The following is a 19,985-nucleotide window of genomic DNA, read 5'->3' on the forward strand; positions in this document are numbered from 1 at the left end:
TACACCGAACGACTGGCCGAAGCTGGCATCGAGCCGTCCGTGGGCAGCAAGGGCGACTCCTACGACAACGCCTTGGCCGAGACCATCAACGGCCTGTACAAGGCCGAACTGATTCACCGCCGGGCGCCTTAGAAAACCAAGGACTCGGTGGAACTGGCCACGCTCGAATGGGTGTCCTGGTTTACCCCCCATCGCTTGCTCGAACCCATCGGCTACATCCCGCCGGCGCAGGCTGAGGCAAACTACTACCGGCAACTCGCCAGTCAGGCCACCTCGGTGGAGGTCTGACTTAAACCAACTGGCCTCCAAGGAACCCGAGTTGATTCAGGCTGAATGGGCACTGCGAGAAAGCTCGGGCTGCAGGATATGCTCTCTACCTCATCCATAGTTCTGTTCGGCAGTGTCCACTCTTACCAATTCCGAAGCCCCGAGCCTTCCCCCAGAGTTCGTGAATCTGATAGCCAGGATGGTTGGCGAAGGCTATACGCGTCCAGGGCTTTACCTGCGTCCAGAGCTTTGCAGGCTCCTCGTTTCCTTGGAAGCAGAAGGCTTCTCCGTGCTACCCACCGGGGTGAGCGGGAGCCGACTGAAAGGGACCATCTGCGTCAAGTGGCGCGACGAGTACCTCGCGTATTCTGTGGACATTTCCGCGAAGCCGGACAGGCTGATCGGGTATCAATTCAATCCAGGCCAACCGGATTCGAAAAACGCGTGCCCTCCCAAGTTCGACCTCGTTGATTTCTGCCAGTCTCACGGATATCGCCCTTCGGCATTCGCTCTCAGTCCCGCGACGGGTCGTGGGCCCAAATACTTGCACGTCCGCGATTTTAAAACCGCTCTGGACTTGATGCGACGCTCGGCAGCATATGTCGACCCGGATTACGAGCATCCAGAAACGCGTGATCGCGAGTCAGATCTGGAGCAGGATCTTGAGGATCTACGCGGGGACAAGCGGCTCGACCCGGTGACGTTGAAGCGACTCATCGACGCGAGGCATGGACAGGGGCAGTACCGCAAGGATTTGGACGATAAGTTCGGATCCCGCTGCGTGGTGTCAGGCTTGCAACTGCGTCAAGTCCTTCGCGCATCGCACATTCTCGCGTGGAGTAAGTGCTCCTCGTATGAGGAGAAATTGGATCCAAATAACGGCCTCCTCCTGGCTGCCAACCTCGACGCACTTTTCGACCGATACCTGATCACCTTCGCAGCTAACGGTGAGTTGGTGCAGTCGCCGCGGATCTCGGTGGCTGACCGGGGACTACTCGGGCCATTGCGACGCTTGAGCTTCACCCCCAACGTGGCGCAGCGCCGATACTTGGAAATGCACAACCGGCAGTTCGACGCGCTGCACGGGCGCACTGCAGCCTTTAGCTAGTTCGGACGTACGAAGCGAGTCTTTGAGAAAGGCTCCTGATTGCCAGGACACGTTCTATCGCTGATCTTTTCAGATAGGAGTAGGACTGTGAATACGACTAGGAGTACAGACTCTGTTGAAGTCATCCTGAAAGACCACCGCCGCAGGCGCTGGTCCCCCGCAGAGGAGGCGGCACTGGTACGGCGCGCCTATGAGGCTGGCATGAGCGTGTGGCTGGTGGCGCACCGGGAAGGGGCCGCAGCCAGCCTGCCGTCCCAGTAGCACAAGCTGGACCACCAAGGCGCGTTGATGGCCGTGTCAGCCGGCGAAGCGGGCGTTCCAGCTTCGGGGTTGGCGGCCGCACGAGCTGAGATCGCCAAGCTGCAACGGGTGCTGGGAAAGAAGACCCTGGGGAACGAGATCCTCAAGGAAGCCGTGGAGTACGCCGCCGAAAAAAGTGGGTTCCGCGCTCGCCCTTGACTGACCGCATGCCCAGGTTCCAGTTCCGCAGCATCTTTGGGATCGCCCCGGCCAGCCTGGCTCGGTTGCCTCCCGAGGAACTCTCGGGCTGGGTGAGATGCGTCAAGACGGCGTAGCTCACTTGCACGGACTGGGCGGCCGGCGTCGTTTTCCACGTCTGCCACGCTCCTTTGGCTGCCGTCCCAAACGCCAGGACTACTTCAACCTGATGGACACCAGCAGCGCGTCCAGCCAGCGATTCTGGTAATCAACAATGCCGGCCGACCGCCGGGTGCTGCCCTTGACACTTCCATGGACGCTGTAGAGGAAGGTGTTGACGAACACATAGCTGCGAAAGACCCCCAGCCTGGCCAGCAGGCCCTGGACCCGGCGCCCCGCTTCACCCACGAGGATGCGGCGGACCACGGTCTCATGGGAACGGCTCGGCAACGTCGCCGGGATCGAACGGATGAGCCGTAGAGGCGCTCCGTCAAGTTGGCGATCTGCCTTGCGCGAGGCCCCTCCCGCATGCCAGCATTCTGCGCTCCGAGGCGAACTTTCATCAAGGAGGCTGGCACGACGTTGCCGGGCGCATGACACCCCAGCACCGACGCATGCTTGCGACGCCGTAGATGCGCACTGCCTTGGGCCAGCCGCCTTCATTGCCACGGCGCTCGGTGAGAACCCGCGCTTTGCAACTAAACTGCGGTCACGCCTGAAAAAGTCCTTGCCGATTTGGGGCAGGCTCGCCGGTCAGATTGAGCGCCATTGGAGTAGCGTGCTCATTGATTGCCCTTACCTTGAGCTGCGTACCCGAAGCGTAGCAGCGCTTTTTCTGCGTCGCACGCCCCGCTTGGCGCCGACGCGAAGCAGCAGCGTAAGCTGCCGCGGCACGTGTCGGCACAGGGAAAGTGGGGCCCACCAAACATGGCGGGTGCGCGGCCGGGTCGGCGAACCGATCGCCCGCACCTTGCTCGCGCCTGTCAACCAAGAACATGACCATGACCCAAGACTCGACCGTCACTTCCCCAGCCTCGCGCGGCCGGCGCGCCCCGCGCAAAGCGCCGCGGCCAGTCCACCCCCTCCTGCAGAAACTGTTCGAGCTGTACCCGCGGCTGTTCGGCGCCCGGTTCCTTCCACTCAAGGTCGGCGTCTTCGAGGACCTCGTCGCGGCGCAGCCGCAGGCGCTGCCCGCGGCCGAGCTGAAGGTGGCGCTCGGGCTGCACACGCGTTCGACCCGCTACATCGAGGCGGTGGCCTCCGGCTTGGCCCGGCACGACCTACAAGCCAACCCGGTGGAGCCGGTGGCGCCAGAGCATGTGCATCATGCGATTGTGGAACTGTACAAACGCCGCAGCGGCAAGGCCCCGGAGCAGGCGCGCCAGCAGGCCGTTCAGCTACTGGCGGCCGCGATCGAGGCGTCCGGACTCAGCCGCGAAGGCTACCGCGAGCGCTTCACCTCGCCCGATGACAATCTGCAATCGGTGCTGGAAGACGCCCTGTCGATGGTGGCGCAAAAAAAAGCGCGCCGCGAAGCCGTGCAAAACGCATTCCAGGCCAGCGGCAAGACGGTTGCCGAGTTCGCCGAGATGTATGGCTTGGACCTGATGGAAGCGAAAAGGCTGCTGGCGTGAAGAAGCGCTGCAGCGTGCGCGCTGCGGCCCAGACCCGAGGCTGGCGGGGCCCCCTCGCCCGGCGGCGGACACTGGGCCGCCCTCAACGGAGCAGTTCGCCGGCTTCATGTCCTGCCAGCGAGGGCTGCCGGCGGCCTGAGCTGGACGCGCGGGAAGATCCGGTCGAGCCAAGCCGCGCGACCGCCGCGGGTGTGCAGCGGCGGGCGGCTGCCTCAGGGTTGTGACGTGGAGCCGCTGATCTGCGCAGCCCCGTTGCCCAGATAGAAGATGCCTGGCAAGCCGGAGGTCTCGAACCCGGCACTGGGGTTCGCCCGCAGGACCGAGTTGGAGATCGCGAGCGTTCCGGTTCGGTCGTTGCTCACGAAGAAGATCGCACCGCCGCCCTCGTTCGCGCGGTTGTCCGCCAGGCGGCTGCCGTACACGCGCAAGTCGAACGTGTTCCCGTCGTTGTAGATCGCGCCACCGCTGCCGCCGCCTGGCGTGCCGGTCTGCGCCGGGTTCGCGCCGGTGCCGATCGCCCGGTTGTGCGTGAACAGGCTGTTGATCACGGTATAGCTCACGCCGATGGATGACAGCGCGCCGCCATTGCTGCAGGCGTTGCCCAGGTCGCTGCGGCCGCCAAACGTCGAATTCACCACGTACAGCGGCAGCCGCTCGAACCGGTCGAATGCGCACACCGCGCCTCCGCCGACGTCCGGCCCGGACGCGTCGCAGGCGTTGCGGAAGAAGCGGCTGTTGACGATCCTGAGCCGTCCGCCTCGGGCGAACACAGCGCCGCCCCCCTCTGCCCCGGCGGGGTTGGCGCCGCTCGCCTGGCCGTCGACGAAAGTGAAATTCCGCAGGGTCAGCGGCGGATGGTCCTGGTTGTCGCAGCGGGACGTGGTCCAGACCTGGTCCCGGTCACACGTGTTCATGTACAGGATTGGCCGCTGTCCTGCACCGGAGAGCGTGACCTTGCCACCGCCGTCGATGACGATCCTTGCGGCGGCGTCGTTCACCACCTTGGCCGTCTCGGTCAGCGTGATGTTGACCGGTTCGCTGCCGCAGTTGAAGGTGATCACACCGCCCTTGGCGACCGCGGCCCCAAACGCCGCGCTCGTGCAGCTCGCCGGGCTGCCGTTGCCGATCACGGCGCCCGGCTGGGACACGTCTTGGGCGCGCGCCTGCGCAGGCACGGGCCAGCCACCCGCGTATCCGGCGACCGGAAGCGAATCCGCGACAGGAGGCGCAGGAGCTGGCCCGTCGTCGGGTGCCCGGCGACGCCACGCTGTCGGGTGCATTGGCGCTGTCCTCGCCTTCGGTGGGGCCGCCTGCGCCGCCGCGGGCGCAGAGAAGCAGGAGGAGGGCGAGTGCTTGCGCGTGCAGCGCTCTCGACCGGACGGACTGGGCCATGTGATTTGATTCTTTGGTGACGTGCGGCAGGCAACGGCGTGCCGCGGCAGGAGGGGGCGAACGGCGCTCCTGTGATCGGGTGCCGGGTCGCAGCCCGCGACTCGAGCTGCGCGGACACCGATCGCCGTGCGTTGGAAAGTATGAGCCGTAACACCCGGTGCACGAAGCACTGCCGGTCGGGACCGGTATGGCCTGGTGACGACAGGCGGCGGACCCGGTCTGTTCAGAATTGCACCGTGGTGCCGGCCGCCAGTTTCCTCATGCAGCGCTGGAACAGTTCGCTTTCCAGCCACCCTCGCAGCCAGCGTTGCGTCGCCGGCCGGCCCTGCACATCGAACCAGCCCGCGTCGACCGCACGAAACTGGCGAACGAAGGGAAAGACCGCAAGGTCGGCCGCGCACGGCTGGTCCCCGCCAAGGAACGGCTGGCCGCCAAGTTGCACCTCGAGCGGCCGCAACAGGCACGTCACCGCCTGGTCGCGGTGGAAAGCCGGCACAGTGTCCGCGGGGTAGCGTTCAGGGTACTTGTAGCCGTCCAGGTGCTGCTTGAACGGGCCATCATTGAACTCGATGAACGCGTGGCAACTGTCGGACTGCGCCCGTTGCCACCAGCCGTCGGGGTCCCGCCCGTGGAAGGCCCATTGCATGATGTCCAGGCTCTCGTCCACGACCCTTCCGTCCGGCAGAACCAGCACCGGCACCGTCCCCTTGGGCGACATCCCGAGCATGTCGGCGGGCTTGTCCCGAAGGACGATCTCATGGACGTCGAATTCAACGCCCGCCTGCACCAGCGCCATGCGGGCGCGCATGGCGTACGGGCATCGGCGGTAGGTGTAGAGCAGTGGGCGATGCATCAGTGCGCGCCGCACGCGCGCGTCGGGCGTCTCGCCCCGCATCGTCGTGTCCAAAACAGCATGCCGACATTCTGGCAGGGCGCTGGAGCGGGCGCCGGGCCCGGTTGACGGCGGCGCGCCGCCCTCCCTGGCGCGTGCTCTTTGGCCGGAAGTGGACGTTCTCCTCGCCGCGAATTGGCAATCCGGGCGCGCAGCACGCAAATCGGCCCGACAATCCGGCGGGTGAAAACACCTGCCGGCCTCCTGATTCCCAAGGGCGACGAGCTCCTCGAGCCCGTCGAGCGCGTCGGGCGCGGCATCAAGAAGCTGCTTCGGCACGCCTTGCTTTAACGGGAACCTCCTTGTTGCCGCACATTCCTCCATTGCTCGGTTCGCGCCCGGCCCGAATTGTCGCCACGGCGTGCGTTCTGGCGATGCTCTACTTCGGCCGCGCATTCCTGGCGCCGCTCGCGCTGGCTGCCATTCTCAGCCTGGTGATTGCGCCGCTCAAACGCAAGCTGGCGCGCATCGGCCTTGGGCATACGGCGGGCGCACTGGTGTCGGTCGTGCTCGTGGGCGCCTCCCTGGCCGCAGTGACCGCAGTGCTGGCCTCCCAGCTGGTCACGGTTGCCGCCGACCTGCCGCAATACCGGGAAGCCATTCGCTCCAAGCTGCAACATGCAAGGGAACTGACGGTCGGTCCGCTCGAGCAGGTGGAATCGGTGCTGCGCACCGTCGTGCCCCCGGCGCACCCGACCGCCACCAGCAAGCCGCGCGAGCGAGGCGGCCAGGCGGCAGCCGACCCACAGGTCGCTTCGCCGCAGACCCGTGCGCCGACGACGGCAACCGAAGCGATCAGCTGGCTCTTCTCGTTGCTGTGGGGACCGGTCGGCCAGGCGGGGATCGTGCTGGTGCTGCTGGTCTTCATCCTGCTGGAGCACGAAGGTCTTCGCGACCGCATGATCAGCCTTGCCGGGGAGGCGGAGGCAGGCAGGACGATGCGGGCCGTGGAAGATGCAGCCCAGGGCGTCTCGCGGTTTTTCGTTTCGCAGTTCGTGGTGAACGTGACCTTCGCCCTGGTGCTCGGCTCGGCGCTGTGGATCGTGGGCGTTCCGCACGCCGCCCTCTGGGGCGCGCTGGGGGGCCTGGCGCGGTTCGTCCCTTACGTCGGCGCCCTCGCCGCCGGCGGCGCCATCGCGGTTTTCGCGGCTGCCGTCGATCCGGGCTGGTCCCTCATGCTGTGGAGCGCGGGCCTGTTCGTCGCGCTGGAAGGGATTGTCGTGCACCTGGTGGAGCCCCGCGTTTACGGCCAGAGCAGCGGCCTGGCGCCCCTGGGCGTGATCGTGTCGGCCTTGTTCTGGGGCGCCATCTGGGGTCCGGTGGGCCTCCTGCTGTCCACGCCGATGACCCTGTGCCTGGTGGTGGCAGGGCGCCACGTGCGCGCACTGGAGCCAATCTCCATCCTGTTTGGCGAGGCTCCCGGGCTCACGGCTGGATTGCGGCTTTACCAGCGCGCACTCTCGGGCGAACCGGGTGAGATCGTTGCAGCCGCCCGGGTCTACCTGCAGCGCAGCAACTTCGCCCGCTACTGCGACCAGATCCTGCTGCCCGGGCTGGCCCTGGCAGCGGCCGACTTCCGGGCCGACCGGATCGGCAGCGAGCAGCAGGACCGGATCCGCCACACCATCGCGGCGGTCGCGGAATCCCTCAGCGCCGTCAAGCGGCATCAGGGCGCCAGTCGCAAGCGCCGGTCGACGTCGCTGCTGGAGGCCAACGTCGGCGCGCACCTGCGCGCGATGCGCGACCAGGGGCTCGGTCGCTGGCAGGGAGCGCCACCGCTGCGGGCCGCCCAGGTCGTGCTCTGCGCGGGGCTGGGAACCACGCGCGACGACGTGCTCACGCAGCTGCTGGTGCAGGCACTCCGGGACGAAGGTATCCGGGCCGCCAGCTTGTCGCTGGCGCGAACGCTCGACGCTCCACACGAAGGCAAGTCAGACCCTTTTTCGACGGTGTTCCTCGCCTACCCGCTCGAGGAAACCCAGCACGCCTGGCAAGCAGCCGCCAAGGATGTGCGGGCCTCGTTTCCGAAGGCCATGCTGCTGACCGTCAAGCTGCCCCTGGAGGAAGGTGTCGCGGACGAAGCCGTCGTGCAGGGGCACGTGGACCTGCTCGTCCGGTCGTTCTCGGAAGCTGTCGCGTTCGAGCTCGGAGGTCGTCCGGACACCGCAGTCGGATCTTTGGGCATGGGTGGTCCTGGCGCGTAGCCGCAGGCACCATCGCCAGTTTCTGCGCACCCGTTGAACTGGGAGCGCCCATTTCTCTCGGCCCGTCAAGGTGCTGCAGGCTGGCCGCCTGCAGCACCGGCATCAGCAGCCCGAGCAGGCCCATCCTGAGGGCCGGCCAGCCCTTGCCCAGCACGCCCTTGACGATGCCCGCCGCGAAAAAGATCGCGCTGACGAGGAAGAAGAAGGGAACATGGTCGTGGAGCATGGCAGCGGCGGTTTTCGGCGTGTCCGCACGTCCGCACCAGCAACGATTCGTTGAGGTCGCGAGCGTCTGTCGCTGTCCATCAGCTGGCGCGGCCCTGGGCGACTGCATTGGCGCAGTTGCACCACGCACCGATGCTCGTGCGGGAAAGTCCGAGCGAGGTCACCGCGCGGCTCATCCGCTTTGGCGCCGCCGCCGTCGGCATCGTCGGCGACGCGGGCTGGGCGTCACGGTCCTGCCGCAGGCGCAGTGATCCGACCCGACCCGCCACGCAACGCTGCTTGCGCTGGCCGGCCGGTTGGTTCTGTAGCGGCGCGCAAACACCTGGCCGCCGCTCGCTCGCTACCCCCGCTCCCACTCCTCCAGGTGGGCGACGAGATCGTCCAGAGCGATCACCTGGCGCCGGTTGTCCTCGCGCCGGAACACGATCGCCGACCAGCCATGCATGCCGACCGGGCGCAGCCGTTGGCCGTCGATCCGCAGCTGCCGGCCGCAGACCGCGCGGATCACCACGCGTTCGTAGCGCGAGCGAGCCAGCTGCGCCGGGGAAGACAGCGCGTCCCAGCCGCAGAGCCTGCCGACGTCTTCATACTCCGGCGGGCGATCCTGCAGGTCCAGCAGTGACGGACTGTGGCCGCGCATGACGGCACCGATCAACCGGAAGGTGAAGGGATCGCACACCCGGCGGATCGCGCGCAGGAAGCGGCGCACCGTGTTTCCCGCAATGGCGCGCAGGCCGAGCTCGCCGTGCCGTTCCGTGCGCCACGGCTGCGTGTCGATGTCGCTGGTGAACGGGTTGCTGGGGTAGCAGTCGAAGCGCGCAAGCCAGCCTTTGCGCGACGTGTGCGGCATCGGGCGAAAGCCGCTGATGACGGGGATGCCGTGCCTGGAGAGCTCGTCCAGCGCATAACTTGGCCACGTCATGACCTCGCGCACCACGCCGACGATCAATGCCGCCGTGGCGATCATGAGCGACGGGCTGGGCGTGAAATCCGAAGTGATCTCGATGCGGTCCTGGCGCGGCCGCACGCCGACACCGGTGGAACGCCGGTTGGTCGCCAGCAGCATCACCGGCGCAGGCAGGATGTACGTGAGCAGCAGCGCGAGCTGCTCGATGGTGCGCCCGTTGACCGGCTGGCCCGGCGGCAGCGCGAAGGACACGTTGTAGTGCGTGCTGAAGCCGACGAGCCGCGTCGCCCGGCCGTTGCGCGCATCCCAGGCGTCGAGCTCCTGGCGCACGAAGGCCAGCGATTCCCACAGCGAGCGCCCCGCCCGCGCCGCGCAGCCGCGCTCGATCTCCACCACCGGCGTCGCCACCTCGATGACCCCTGTGTCGAAGTAGACGGCAGCGCCGGTGGGCAGATGGTACGAGGTGCCTTGGCGATGCATCAGCTCGCCCCGGATGAAATCGCGGGGGCTGCCGAACAGGTCTTCCGGCCGCGTCGGCGCCTCGTCCAGCATGAGCGAGCACTCGGCCTCGATCCCCATCGCGGCCAGGCGCAACCGCTGCGGCGCGGATGCTTGCTCCAGCTTCCTGGGGTGCGGCATTCAGCCTGCTTCCGCGAAGTTGCTGTCGTCCGGCTCGTCCACCGGCTCGAACACCGTGTAGCCGATGTCGATGTGCAGGTGATCATCGGCCTGGCCGTCTTGCTGGCCGTAGGGGCGCACCCACACGCCGGGGATCACGCGCCGGGCGACGGCCGCGTACTTCTCGATCTCTTCACGGCTGTCCAGAAAGGTGTCGCCAATGCGGTAGATGTTGGCAGCCGTGCCCCAGCAGTGGCGGGAAGCATGGCGACTCAAGGCGTGCCCCGGCGAGCGGTAGCCGCCGTTGGCAGCCACGTGCACCAGGGTAGCGACCTCCAGCCGAAACAACTCGAGCGCGGCGGCCAGCAACACGAGCGCGCAAGGCACGTAGCGCGGAAACGACCGCAGCTGCGGCGCTTCCCGCACATCGACGCCAATGAGTTCCCACAACGAGAAATGCGCTGTCAGCTGCGTCTGCCGCGCCTGGCTCCAGGAGTCCACCCGCAGGAACGACGACGGCAGGACGCGTGCGGCGCCGCACCGGTTCTGCAGGGTCTCGCCGGGTCGCAGCAGCTGCCGCACTTCGCCGGGCAACTGCTCGGCGAGCACCAGTGGCAGCGGCAGCCTGCTCATTGCGTGGGCCCCGTCATGTACTCGTACACGGCGCGCGAGATGCGCGCGATGGTCTCTTGCCGGCCGTTCACCTGGGGGGGCCATTCAGTGAGGATGACCACGACGTACGCGTCACGCCCGCCGGGGTAGACGATGCCCGCATCATGGGCAACTGTCGATATCTCGCCGCTCTTGTGGGCCACGCGCGCATCCTCGGGCAAGCCGGCCGGAATGCCGCTGCGAAAGCGCTGCTGGTGCAGGATGTCGAGCATGGCCCTGGACGCCTCGGGCGAGATGGCCTTGCCCTCCTCGATCAGGCGCAGCGCGTCGCACAGGCCAGCGGCGGTCACGCGATTGTTGATGCCCGCCTCCCACGCCGCCTCGTCCTCCACGCCGCGCCGCAGGTCGATGCCGCCCAGGTGCAGGCGCGCGAGGGAGGCGCGCGCGGCCTCGATCCCGACCAGGTCGAGCAGCAGGTTCGTGGCGAGATTGCTGCTGGTCATGATCATGTGCTCGGCCAGCTGGTGCACCGTCAGCATGCGCCCGAGCGCCGCGTGCACGTCGGCGTTGGCGTCGCGCTCCTGCGCCACCCGAAACGGTCGCCCGTCGACAGCGCCGAGGAAGCGATTGCGCACGTGCACGCGCGACTCCGGCTCCAAGCGGCCCTGCTCGATGGCGTCGTACACGCCCAGCAGCACCGGCACCTTGATGGTGCTTGCGGCATGGAACCAGCGGGAGGCATTGAGCGACCACGTCGTGTGGTGCCCGAAGTCGTAGGCCGCCACAGCGATGGCGGACGCATTGGCCTCCTCGCCAATTCTCAGGACGGTGTCGCGCAGCGTTGCTTCGGCCATGCTTTCAAGACTTCAAGCCACCTCTTGCCATGTCTGGCATGGTGAGACTCCATGGCAGAACGCGGCGTCGGACGAAGTCCAGAGTGGATGACAGGCGGGCAACGAGCGGGAGGTGCTCGACCACGGCCGCCTCAAGCGGCCGCGGCACCCGGCGGTGCCTTGGCGCCGGGCCGGGGCCGGGGCCGTAGGAGCGAAGCAGCCGCTGCGCAACCTGGCCCGGTGCTTCTGCTGGCTACCAGTGACCCGAATCGGGGAATGTTCCACCGCACCGGCATGCGCGGCAGCTTGCGGCGGGCGAGCGACCGGATGTCGTTTGTGGGCGGACTGGAGGTTCAGCGGCGTGCCGCGTGGTGCATGCCGCGAAGTTACCGCCGCGGCCGCGGGCCGCCTGCAGCGGGCCGCTGGCAAGTTCCACCTCTTGAACCGGGGCGCGCGCTCGCTGCCGAACACCAGCTCCTCGCGCCGACCCGAACGGCTTGCGCCGCCGCTTCCAGCTCGGCGCGGATCTCGTGCAGCCGCTCGGCGCCAAAGCATTCCGCCTGGCCCATCAGGCAAACCGCCGCGAAGGCGCTGCGGTCGGGACCGGCCACGGGCACGGCGAATGCACGCTGGGCACCAGCGTCGCCGGGGTTGACGGCCGAAACCATGCCGGTCGGAGCGCTCGCGCATCTGCTGCAATGCCTGCGGCCGCATCGGGCCGCGCCAGGGCACGGTGCGCGGGTGCGACCTGGCGGCGGTGCCGGGCAGAAGTCGGCAGTTGGGAAGTTTCCATGGGTTGCTCGCTGCGCCGCCAAGCGACGCCAGCGGGTGTGGTGGCGGTTGGAAGCCTGGGGAAAGCTGCTGCTCCCTCCGGCCGGAAATCGAAACGGCGATCGGTCGGGGCCGGGAGCCGCTTTCTGCATGACATGGCGCAACGCCTGGCAGTCAGGCTTGCGAGCGGATGCAAAGGTGCTTTGCATTCGTTGGCGGGCGTGCCTGGAAGAGCCGGTGATAGCCTTGCAGCGATCGTTGGCGTGGTCTTTTCCGGCCTGTCCGCCGGCGCCGAATCAACTGCTGGAGAAAGCAAATGGACATGATCGATGCAGATGGCGGCGACACCGTGCGCCTGTCCGTGGAGGAAGCACACGCGCTGGGCAACCGGGTGCTGGCGAAGCTGGGCTACACGCAGCAGGAGGCCAAAACCATCACCGACCACCTGGTGAGCAACGCGATGAGCGGCTACCAGTTCGCCGGCCTGCCCCGCATCCTGGCGATCGCCGACAGTCCCGAGTTGCACAAGCCCCGCCAGCCGGTTTCGATCATCCACGAAACTCCGGTGTCGGCCTTGCTCGATGGCGGCAACCACGTCGGCTACATCTCGGTCGACCGGGCCGCCGAGGTCGCCATCGAGAAGGTGCGCCAGTCCGGCGTCGCGGTGGTGGGCGTCGCCAACAGCTGGTTCAGCGGCCGCAACGCTTACTACCTGGAAAAAATCGCCAACGCCGGCTTCGTCGGCATCCACACGGTCAGCGGCGCGGCGACCGTGGTTCCGATGGGCGGCAAGCGCCCGGCCCTGGGCACCAACCCGATCGCCTTCGCCTTGCCCGGTGAAGTGCATCCCTTCATCTTCGACATGGGCACCTCGGCGACGATGCACGGCGAGGTGCTGCTCAAGGCCTACCTCGACGAGGACTTCCACGAGGAAGTCGGCGTCGACAAGGACGGCGTGCCGACCCGCCGCGCCAAGGCCATCGTCGAAGGCGGCATCCTGCCGTGGGGCGGGCACAAGGGCTACGGGCTGTCGGTGGCGATCCAGGCCCTCGGCCTGCTGGCCGGCGCGAAGAAGCGCGACGGCAAGGTGAGCGACTTCGGCTTCCTGTTCATCGCGTTCGACCCGGCGATCCTGATGCCGGCGCAGGAGTTCAAGGCGCAACTGACGGAGCTGCTGGCCTTCATCAAGTCACGCCCGCGCCAGGATGGCGTTGACGAGATCCGCATCTCGTCGGAGCGCTCTTTCCGCGAGCGTGAAGTGCGCCGCCTGCAGGGGATCGTGGTGCCGCGCCCGGTGCTGGACCGGCTAAACGCCATCCTCGGGTGAAACGCAAGGCGCACCCCGCGGGGTGCGCCTTGCGTGCAGCGTGCGGGCGCCAGGCCCGCGCGCGCTGCCCTTAGCTTCGCGCCAGTTGCGCAATGGCTTTCCAGCGCGCCGCTTCCTTGACCATCTCGGCCCGCAGTGCCCTGGAGCCCACCGGGTCCGGCACGATCACCTGCTTGCGGCAGAACGCCTTGAACTCCGGCGTCTGGGCGATCTCGACGATCTCGTCCGAGAGGATGCGCAGCACGGCCTCCGGTGTGTCGGCCGGGGCCATGAAATCGAGCTGCGAGGACACCTCGAAACCCGGAACGGCTTCGGCGACGGTCGGCACGTGCGGCAGTTCGTCCCAACGCCGGGTGCCGGTCACGGCCAAGGCGCGCAGCCGGCCGCTCTGGATCAGCCCAAGCACGCCGGTGGAGGTCTGGCAGGTGAAGTTGACTCGGCCGCCGGCCACGTCGGTCAGCGCCGTGGACGAATCCTTGTAGCCGATGTGCTGGGCCTTGGCCTTGGTCAGGTCGGTCAGGATCACGGAGCACAGGTGCGCGCTGCTGCCCACACCCTGCGAGGAGTACGTCACGTCGCCGGGCTTGCCCTTGAGATCCCTGACCAGGTCGACCATGGTCTTGTGGGGCGAGTCGGCCCCCACCACGATGGCGAAGGAAACGCGCGCCACCCGTGCCACCGGGGCGAAATCCTTGAGCGGATCGAACGGGGCCGTGGCCGCTTCGGAGAACAGCGGCAACAGGTACAGGGGAATCCCCGTGAGGATCAGCGTGTAGCCGTCGGGCGCGGACTTGGCGGCCGCCGTGTAGCCGAGCAGGCCGCCAGCGCCGGAGCGGTTGTCCACCACCACCGGCGTCTTCAGGCGCTTGGCCAGTGGGTCGGCAACGAAGCGCGTCATGGCGTCGATCGAGGTACCGGGGGATGCCGGCACGATGATCTTGATGGGCTTGGACGGGAACTGCTGGGCACGGGCGACACCGAAGCCGACCAGGGGCAGGGCTGCGGCAGCCTTGAGGACCGCGCGTCGTGTGGACGTCATGAATGTCTCCTTGATTGGATGGGAACCGGCCGGCTTGGCCGGCAATGCCGGTCGTCACGGGCGATGCTAGAAGCGCGGACCTTCCCGGTCTACCACCGGCATCAGGAAGCACCTTGGCAGCGGACGCAAAGATGGGTGGCGCCGGTTAGGAGCTGGCCCGATCCGCGGTATCGGTATCGGTATCGGTATCGGTATCGGTGTCGGCGTCGGCGAACAGCGCAACCAGGAAATCGACGAAAACCCGCACCTTGCGCGACAGGCCACGGTTGCTGGGATAGACCGCGTAAAGCTCGGCGTCGCCCGGCCTGGGATTGACGCTGTAGTCGTCGAGCACGGTGACGAGCGCGCCCTGCTCGATGTGCCGGCGCACCATCCACTCGTGCACCACGATCAGGCCGATGCCAGCCACGGCGGTGGACAGCAGCACCATCGAGTGGTCGGAGCGGACGCTGCCCTGCACCTGCGTCTCTTCCAGTTTGCCGTCCCTGGTGAAGCCCCACTTGCTGCCGTAGGAGCGCGCGGAATAGAGGATGCAGTTGTGCCGGCGCAGGTCGTCCGGCGTTGCGGGCACTCCGTGGCGCTCGAAGTACGCCGGGGCGCCGCAGACGACGCGGCGGCTGGGGCTCAGGCGCCTGGCCACCAGCTCCGAATCGGGCATGTGGCCCATCCAGACCGCGACGTCGATGTGGTTGGCGATCAGGTCGACCCGATCGTCCGCCAGCGAGACATCCAGGCTCAGCTCCGGATACTGGGCCAGCAGCGCCGGTAGCGCCGGGACGATGACGGTGGTGCCGGCCGAGACCCGCAGCGACACCCGCAACACGCCCTTGACGCTGTCCTGGAACGAGCGGGCTTCCGACTTCGCATTGCTCAGGTCGGCGGCAAGCTCGCAGGCGCGCTCGTAGAAGCGCCGGCCCGGCTCGGTCAGCGACAGGCTGCGGGTGCTGCGATTGAGCAGCCGCACCCCCAGTTCGTCCTCGAGCGACTTCACCTGGCGCGCCACCGAGCTGACCGACGACACGTCACGGGCGGCGGCCGAAAAGCTCCCCGCTTCGACGACCTTGATGAAAGTCTGGATTCTTGCCAACTCGTCCATGCGGCCATTGTCCCACCCGGCCATCTTTGCGCCACCGGCAAGGCTCCTTGCCGTCGTGCCGTCTAGCCGGGCCGGCACCCCGTTCCTAGAATTGCCGGCATCAATCGCACGCCCGCGACCGAGCCAGGGGCGCCGTGCCCCCAGGAGAATCTTGATGGAAGAACTGACCTTGAGCGGAACCCGTTGCGGCCTGACCGAGGCCGATCACGTGGCGCAATGGCTGGCCGCCTTCGAGCAAGCCCTGCGCGACGGCGACCGCGCCGGCCTCGGCCAGCTCTTCGCCCAAGACTGCCACTGGCGCGACCTGCTGGCGTTCACCTGGACGATCACCCCGCACGAAGGCTGCTCGGCGATCGTGGGCGGCCTGCTCCAGGCCCAGCCCGGAGCCGACGCCCGCAATTTCGCATTGGGCCAGGGCCGCACCGCACCGCGCCGCTTGAAGCGGCTGGGGATCGAGGTGATCGAGGCGATCTTCGCGTTCGAGACCGCCGTCGGCCGCTGCCATGGCGTGCTGCGGCTGCCCGCGGCGCGGCCCGACAAGGCCTACGTGCTGATGACCTCTCTGGACGAGCTGAAGGGCCACGAACTGCCGATCAACGAGCTGCGTCCCAGCGGCAAGGACTATTCGCGCATGTTCGGCGGCGAGAACTGGGCCGGCCGCCGGATCCAGGAACAGGCTTTCGCCGACCGCGAGCCGGCGGCGCTGATCGTCGGCGGCGGCCAGGCCGGGCTGAACATCGCGGCGCGGCTGCGGCTGCTGGGCGTGGACGCGCTGGTGGTCGACAAGCTGCCGCGGGTGGGCGACGTCTGGCGCACGCGCTACAACGCGCTGGCCCTGCACAACCAGGTGCCGCTGAACCACCTGGCCTACCTGCCGTTTCCACCCAGCTGGCCCAAGTACCTGCCCAAGGACATGCTGGGCAACTGGCTGGAAACCTACGCCAGCGCGATGGAATGCAACGTCTGGACCGGCACCGAGCTGCTCAGTGGTCGCTATGACGAGCCGGCCGGTCACTGGGAGGCGCGCGTGCGCAGAGCCGACGGCTCCGAGCGCGTGCTCGAGCCGCGCCACCTGATCTTCGCCAACGGCATCGCTGGCGCTCCCCGAAAGCCCAACGTGCCGGGCCTGCCCGACTTCAAGGGCGAGGTCGTGCACACGCACGGCTACACCGACGGCGCCGAATGGCGCGGCAAGAACGTCCTGGTGCTGGGTGCCGGCACCAGCGGCCACGACATCGCGCAAGACCTGCATGGCTACGGCGCCAAGGTCAAGCTGATCCAGCGCGGCTCGATCACCGTGGTCAGCGTCGAGGCGGCAGCGATCAACCACTCGCTCTACTACGACGAAGGGCTGCCGCTGCAGGACTGCGACCTGATCGCCGCCTGCAGCACCTATCCGCTGCTGGTGCGCGGCTACCAGCTGGCCGTCAAGCGCATGATCGAGATGGACAAGGACCTGCTGGCCGGCCTCGAGGCGAGGGGCATGAAGATGGACATGGGCGAGGACGGCACCGGCCACCAGATGAAGCTGCGCCGGCGCTTTGGCGGCTACTACCTCAATTGCGGCGCCTCCGACCTGATCGTCAGCGGCGAGATCGGCCTGCTGCAGTACGAGGACATCGAGCGCTTCGTCGCCGACGGCGTCCTGATGAAGGACGGCCGCATCGAGAAGGCCGACCTGCTGGTCACCGCCACCGGCTACCAGGACCAGACCGAGGTGGTGCGCGAGATCCTGGGCGCGGACATCGCCGCGAAGATCGGACCGGTCTGGGGGCTCGATGCCGAAGGCGAGCTGGCCAACATGTTCAAGCCAACCGCGCAGAAGGGGCTGTACTTCGCCGGCGGCGGACTGGCCCATGCGCGCATCTATTCGCACTACATTGCGATGCAGGTCAAGGCGCGCGAAATCGGCCTGGTCTCCTGAGCACCGACGAAAGCACTCGCATGCATGATCTGACTGGCAAGGTGGCCTTCATCACCGGCGCGGGCTCTGTCGGCGCCGGCTGGGGCAACGGCAAGGCGACCGCCGTGCTGATGGCGCGGCAGGGCGCCAAGGTTTACGGCGTCGATGTCGCGGCCTCCGCGCTGGCCGGCACCAGCGCCATCATGGACCAGGAGCGGCACGCCCACTGGGCATCCCGCACTTGCAACATGACCGTCAGCCACGAGGTCAAGGCGGCCGTGGACGACTGCCTCGCCCGCTTCGGCCGCATCGACATCCTGGTCAACAACGTCGGTGGCAGCGCGCCGGGCGACCCGATCTCCATGAGCGAAGAAGTCTGGGACGCGCAGATGGACCTGAACCTCAAGAGCACCTTTCTCGGCTGCAAGCACGTGCTGCCGATGATGGAGCGCCAGTTCGCCAGCGACGGCAAGGGCTGCGCCATCGTCAACATCTCCAGCATCGGCTGCCTGAGCTTCCAGGTCGACGGCCGCGTCAGCGCGGCGTATGCGGCCTCCAAGGCTGGCGTGATGGCGTTCAGCCGCTCCACCGCCATCGCCTTTGTCAAAAAAGGCATCCGGGTGAACACCGTGGTGCCCGGCGTGATGCACACGCCGCTGGTGGAGCACCGACTGGTCAGCCAGCTCGGCGCCGCCGACGCCCAGGCCCTGATTGCCAGGCGCAATGCCAGCGTCCCGATCGGCCGCATGGGCGATGCCTGGGACGTGGCCAACGCGGTGCTGTTCCTGGCCAGCGACGAAGCCCGCTACATCACGGGCACCGACCTGGTGGTGGACGGTGGCATGACCGCGGCCCGGCCCTCGAACTGAAGGAGCGAGCACGATGCCCCGCCTGGAGATGCCCCCAGCCGACGCCATGAGCCCCGAGCAAGCGGAGGTCTGCGCCGAGGCCATGGCCGGCCCGCGCGGCAAGGTGCCGGCCCCGATGATCGCCTGGGTGCGCAACCCGGAGCTGGCGCGGCGCGGCCAGAAGGTCGGCGAGCTGCTGCGCTTTGGCACCACGCTGGAGCCGCGGCTGTCGGAGCTGGCCATCCTGATGTGCGGCCGCCACTGGACCTCGCACCACGAATGGACGGCGCACAAGGCAATTGCCCTGAGCGCCGGATTGGCGCCGGAGACCATCGCGGCGATCGCCGCCCGCCGGGTACCGCAACTGCCCGATGAGCGGCATCGCGCGGTCCACGAAGTCTCGAGAATGCTGCTGGCCAGGGGCCGCGTGCCTGACGCGGTCTATGCGCATGGCGTCGAGCACCTGGGCGAACGCGGCATGGTGGAGCTGGTCGGCATCCTGGGCTACTACTGCTGGGTGTCGCTGACGCTCAACGCGTTCGAGCTTGGTTTGCCGGCGGCCGTCGCGCCGGAACTGCAGGATCCGGACTTCCCGCAGATCGCATGAAACCGATGCAGCAGCTGTTCAGCCCGGTGCGGCCGGAGTGGCTGGCCACCCAGCGAGAGGAGATCCTCGATCCCGGCCAGCCGATCGTCGACGCCCACCACCACCTCTACGACAGGCCAGGCGGCAGGTATTTGTTCGACGACCTGCTGGCCGACCTGGGCAGCGGCCACGACGTGCGCGCCACGGTGTTCGTGCAGGCGCGGGCGATGTTGCGCGCCGGCGGCCCGGAAGCCATGAAACCGGTCGGCGAAACCGAATTCGCCAACGGCGTGGCGGCGATGTCCGCCAGCGGCATCTATGGCAAGACCCGGGCCTGCGCCGCGATCGTCGGCTTCGCGGACCTGCTGCTCGGTGACGCCGTGCGGCCGGTGCTGCAGGCGCACGTCGCGGCCGCCGGCCCCCGCCTGGCAGGCATCCGCCAGCCGGTCACGTGGGACGCCGATGCGTCCTTTCTGAATGCGTCCTATCCATCGACCGAGGACATGCTGGACTCGCCCGCCTTCCGCGCCGGCTTCGCCCACCTGGCGCCGCTCGGACTGAGCTGGGACGCGTGGATGTTCTTCCACCAGATCCCGCGCCTGACGGCGCTGGCGCGCGCATTCCCGCGGACGCCCATGGTGCTGGACCACTGCGGTGGCATCCTCGGCATCGGGCCCTATGCGGGCCGTCGCGACGCGGTGTTCAGCCAGTGGTCGGCCGCGTTGCGCGAGCTCGCCGGCTGCCCCAACGTGATGGTCAAACTCGGCGGCCTTGGCATGCGGCTGTCGGGGTTTGGCTTCGAGCAGCGCGAGCGCGCGCCCTCCTCCGTCGAACTGGCCGACGCATGGCGGCCCTGGATGGAAACCTGCATCGAAGCGTTCGGCGCCGCGCGCTGCATGTTCGAGAGCAACTTCCCCGTCGACAAAGGCGGCTACAGCTATGCCGTCGGCTGGAATGCGCTGAAACGCATCGCGGCCGGGACCGGCGCCGACGAGAAGGCCGACCTGTTCTGGCGCAGTGCAGCGCGCTTCTATGGCCTGCCGACCCACCGATTCGTTTGAGGAGAACCGAAGAATGAAAGCCGCCTTCCACTGGGACGACCCGCTGCTGCTGAACGCGCAGCTGACCGACGACGAGCGCGCCGTGCGCGACGCCGCCGCCAGCTACAGCCAGGACAAGCTGCTGCCGCGCGTGACCGAAGCCTTTCGCAACGAACACACCGACCTGGCCATCTTCCGCGAGATGGGTGAACTGGGGCTGCTGGGCGCCACCATCCCCGAGCAGT

Annotated in this window: 17 protein-coding genes and 2 pseudogenes; 11 read left to right on the plus strand and 8 right to left on the minus strand. The window is 67.7% G+C overall.

Going from position 1 to position 19,985, the window contains the following annotated elements; all coding sequences use genetic code 11:
- The 3 genes and pseudogenes from JWP65_RS06220 to JWP65_RS06230 all read left to right on the plus strand — a co-directional run.
- Positions 1–288: pseudogene (locus JWP65_RS06220) on the plus strand (integrase core domain-containing protein); the annotation flags it as partial.
- Between the two features lie 160 nt (positions 289–448).
- A complete protein-coding gene (locus JWP65_RS06225; protein ID WP_299761530.1) occupies positions 449–1,375 on the plus strand; it encodes an HNH endonuclease signature motif containing protein in 927 nt (308 codons plus the stop codon).
- A gap of 87 nt (positions 1,376–1,462) precedes the next feature.
- Positions 1,463–1,810, plus strand: a pseudogene (locus JWP65_RS06230) (transposase); the annotation flags it as partial.
- A gap of 219 nt (positions 1,811–2,029) precedes the next feature.
- Here JWP65_RS06230 and JWP65_RS06235 read toward each other — a convergent pair.
- Positions 2,030–2,239, minus strand: coding sequence for a hypothetical protein (locus tag JWP65_RS06235; protein WP_299761533.1), 210 nt, complete (start codon positions 2,237–2,239; stop codon positions 2,030–2,032).
- Between the two features lie 485 nt (positions 2,240–2,724).
- Between JWP65_RS06235 and JWP65_RS06240 the strand changes: the two genes are divergently transcribed.
- The gene (locus tag JWP65_RS06240) at positions 2,725–3,447 is read left to right on the plus strand and encodes a ProQ/FINO family protein (protein ID WP_299761536.1); all 723 of its coding nucleotides are present in this window, start codon (positions 2,725–2,727) and stop codon (positions 3,445–3,447) included.
- 212 nt (positions 3,448–3,659) lie between these two features.
- Here the strand turns inward: JWP65_RS06240 and JWP65_RS06245 are convergent, their stop codons facing one another.
- Together JWP65_RS06245 and JWP65_RS06250 are read right to left on the minus strand one after the other, a co-directional pair.
- Positions 3,660–4,595: a hypothetical protein gene (locus JWP65_RS06245; protein ID WP_299761538.1), complete on the minus strand. Its 936-nt coding sequence runs from the start codon at positions 4,593–4,595 to the stop codon at positions 3,660–3,662.
- Between the two features lie 467 nt (positions 4,596–5,062).
- Entirely contained in the window at positions 5,063–5,746 is a 684-nt protein-coding gene (locus JWP65_RS06250; protein ID WP_367280478.1) for a glutathione S-transferase, read from the minus strand.
- Between the two features lie 308 nt (positions 5,747–6,054).
- Here JWP65_RS06250 and JWP65_RS06255 point away from each other — a divergent pair, with 308 nt between their 5' ends.
- Positions 6,055–7,935: an AI-2E family transporter gene (locus JWP65_RS06255; protein WP_299761540.1), complete on the plus strand. Its 1,881-nt coding sequence runs from the start codon at positions 6,055–6,057 to the stop codon at positions 7,933–7,935.
- 565 nt (positions 7,936–8,500) lie between these two features.
- On the opposite strand, the gene JWP65_RS06260 is transcribed toward JWP65_RS06255, so the two are convergent.
- The 3 genes from JWP65_RS06260 to JWP65_RS06270 are packed head-to-tail and all read right to left on the minus strand — an operon-like array spanning position 8,501 to position 11,151.
- A complete protein-coding gene (locus JWP65_RS06260) occupies positions 8,501–9,706 on the minus strand; it encodes a hypothetical protein (protein ID WP_299761543.1) in 1,206 nt (401 codons plus the stop codon).
- On the minus strand, positions 9,707–10,318 hold the full coding sequence (locus tag JWP65_RS06265; protein WP_299761546.1) for a hypothetical protein: 612 nt from the start codon (positions 10,316–10,318) through the stop codon (positions 9,707–9,709).
- Positions 10,315–11,151, minus strand: coding sequence for a serine hydrolase (locus JWP65_RS06270; protein ID WP_299761548.1), 837 nt, complete (start codon positions 11,149–11,151; stop codon positions 10,315–10,317). The genes JWP65_RS06265 and JWP65_RS06270 overlap by 4 nt, the downstream gene beginning before the upstream one ends.
- A 1,072-nt stretch (positions 11,152–12,223) precedes the next feature.
- Here JWP65_RS06270 and JWP65_RS06275 point away from each other — a divergent pair.
- Positions 12,224–13,228: an Ldh family oxidoreductase gene (locus JWP65_RS06275; RefSeq protein WP_299761551.1), complete on the plus strand. Its 1,005-nt coding sequence runs from the start codon at positions 12,224–12,226 to the stop codon at positions 13,226–13,228.
- Positions 13,229–13,298: 70 nt separating this feature from the next.
- On the opposite strand, the gene JWP65_RS06280 is transcribed toward JWP65_RS06275, so the two are convergent.
- Positions 13,299–14,267, minus strand: a complete 969-nt coding sequence (locus tag JWP65_RS06280; protein WP_299761553.1) for a tripartite tricarboxylate transporter substrate binding protein — start codon at positions 14,265–14,267, stop codon at positions 13,299–13,301.
- Positions 14,268–14,412: 145 nt separating this feature from the next.
- Positions 14,413–15,363, minus strand: coding sequence for a LysR family transcriptional regulator (locus JWP65_RS06285; protein WP_299761555.1), 951 nt, complete (start codon positions 15,361–15,363; stop codon positions 14,413–14,415).
- 154 nt (positions 15,364–15,517) lie between these two features.
- On the opposite strand from JWP65_RS06285, the gene JWP65_RS06290 reads away from it, so the two are divergent.
- The 5 genes from JWP65_RS06290 to JWP65_RS06310 form a co-directional block, all read left to right on the plus strand.
- Positions 15,518–17,287 (plus strand): NAD(P)/FAD-dependent oxidoreductase, encoded by a 1,770-nt coding sequence (locus tag JWP65_RS06290; protein WP_299761558.1) that lies wholly within the window; start codon positions 15,518–15,520, stop codon positions 17,285–17,287.
- 20 nt (positions 17,288–17,307) lie between these two features.
- Complete coding sequence (locus JWP65_RS06295; protein ID WP_299761561.1) at positions 17,308–18,135, plus strand: SDR family NAD(P)-dependent oxidoreductase; 828 nt, start codon at positions 17,308–17,310, stop codon at positions 18,133–18,135.
- Between the two features lie 13 nt (positions 18,136–18,148).
- Positions 18,149–18,721 (plus strand): carboxymuconolactone decarboxylase family protein, encoded by a 573-nt coding sequence (locus JWP65_RS06300; RefSeq protein ID WP_299761565.1) that lies wholly within the window; start codon positions 18,149–18,151, stop codon positions 18,719–18,721.
- A complete protein-coding gene (locus tag JWP65_RS06305) occupies positions 18,718–19,761 on the plus strand; it encodes an amidohydrolase (protein WP_299761568.1) in 1,044 nt (347 codons plus the stop codon). Before JWP65_RS06300 ends, JWP65_RS06305 begins: the two co-directional genes overlap by 4 nt.
- Positions 19,762–19,774: 13 nt before the next feature.
- Positions 19,775–19,985 (plus strand): acyl-CoA dehydrogenase family protein (locus tag JWP65_RS06310; RefSeq protein WP_299761571.1); only part of this gene is annotated, 211 nt, incomplete at its 3' end.

This window comes from Ramlibacter sp. (genome assembly GCF_028292805.1).
GTDB lineage: Bacteria > Pseudomonadota > Gammaproteobacteria > Burkholderiales > Burkholderiaceae_C > Ramlibacter.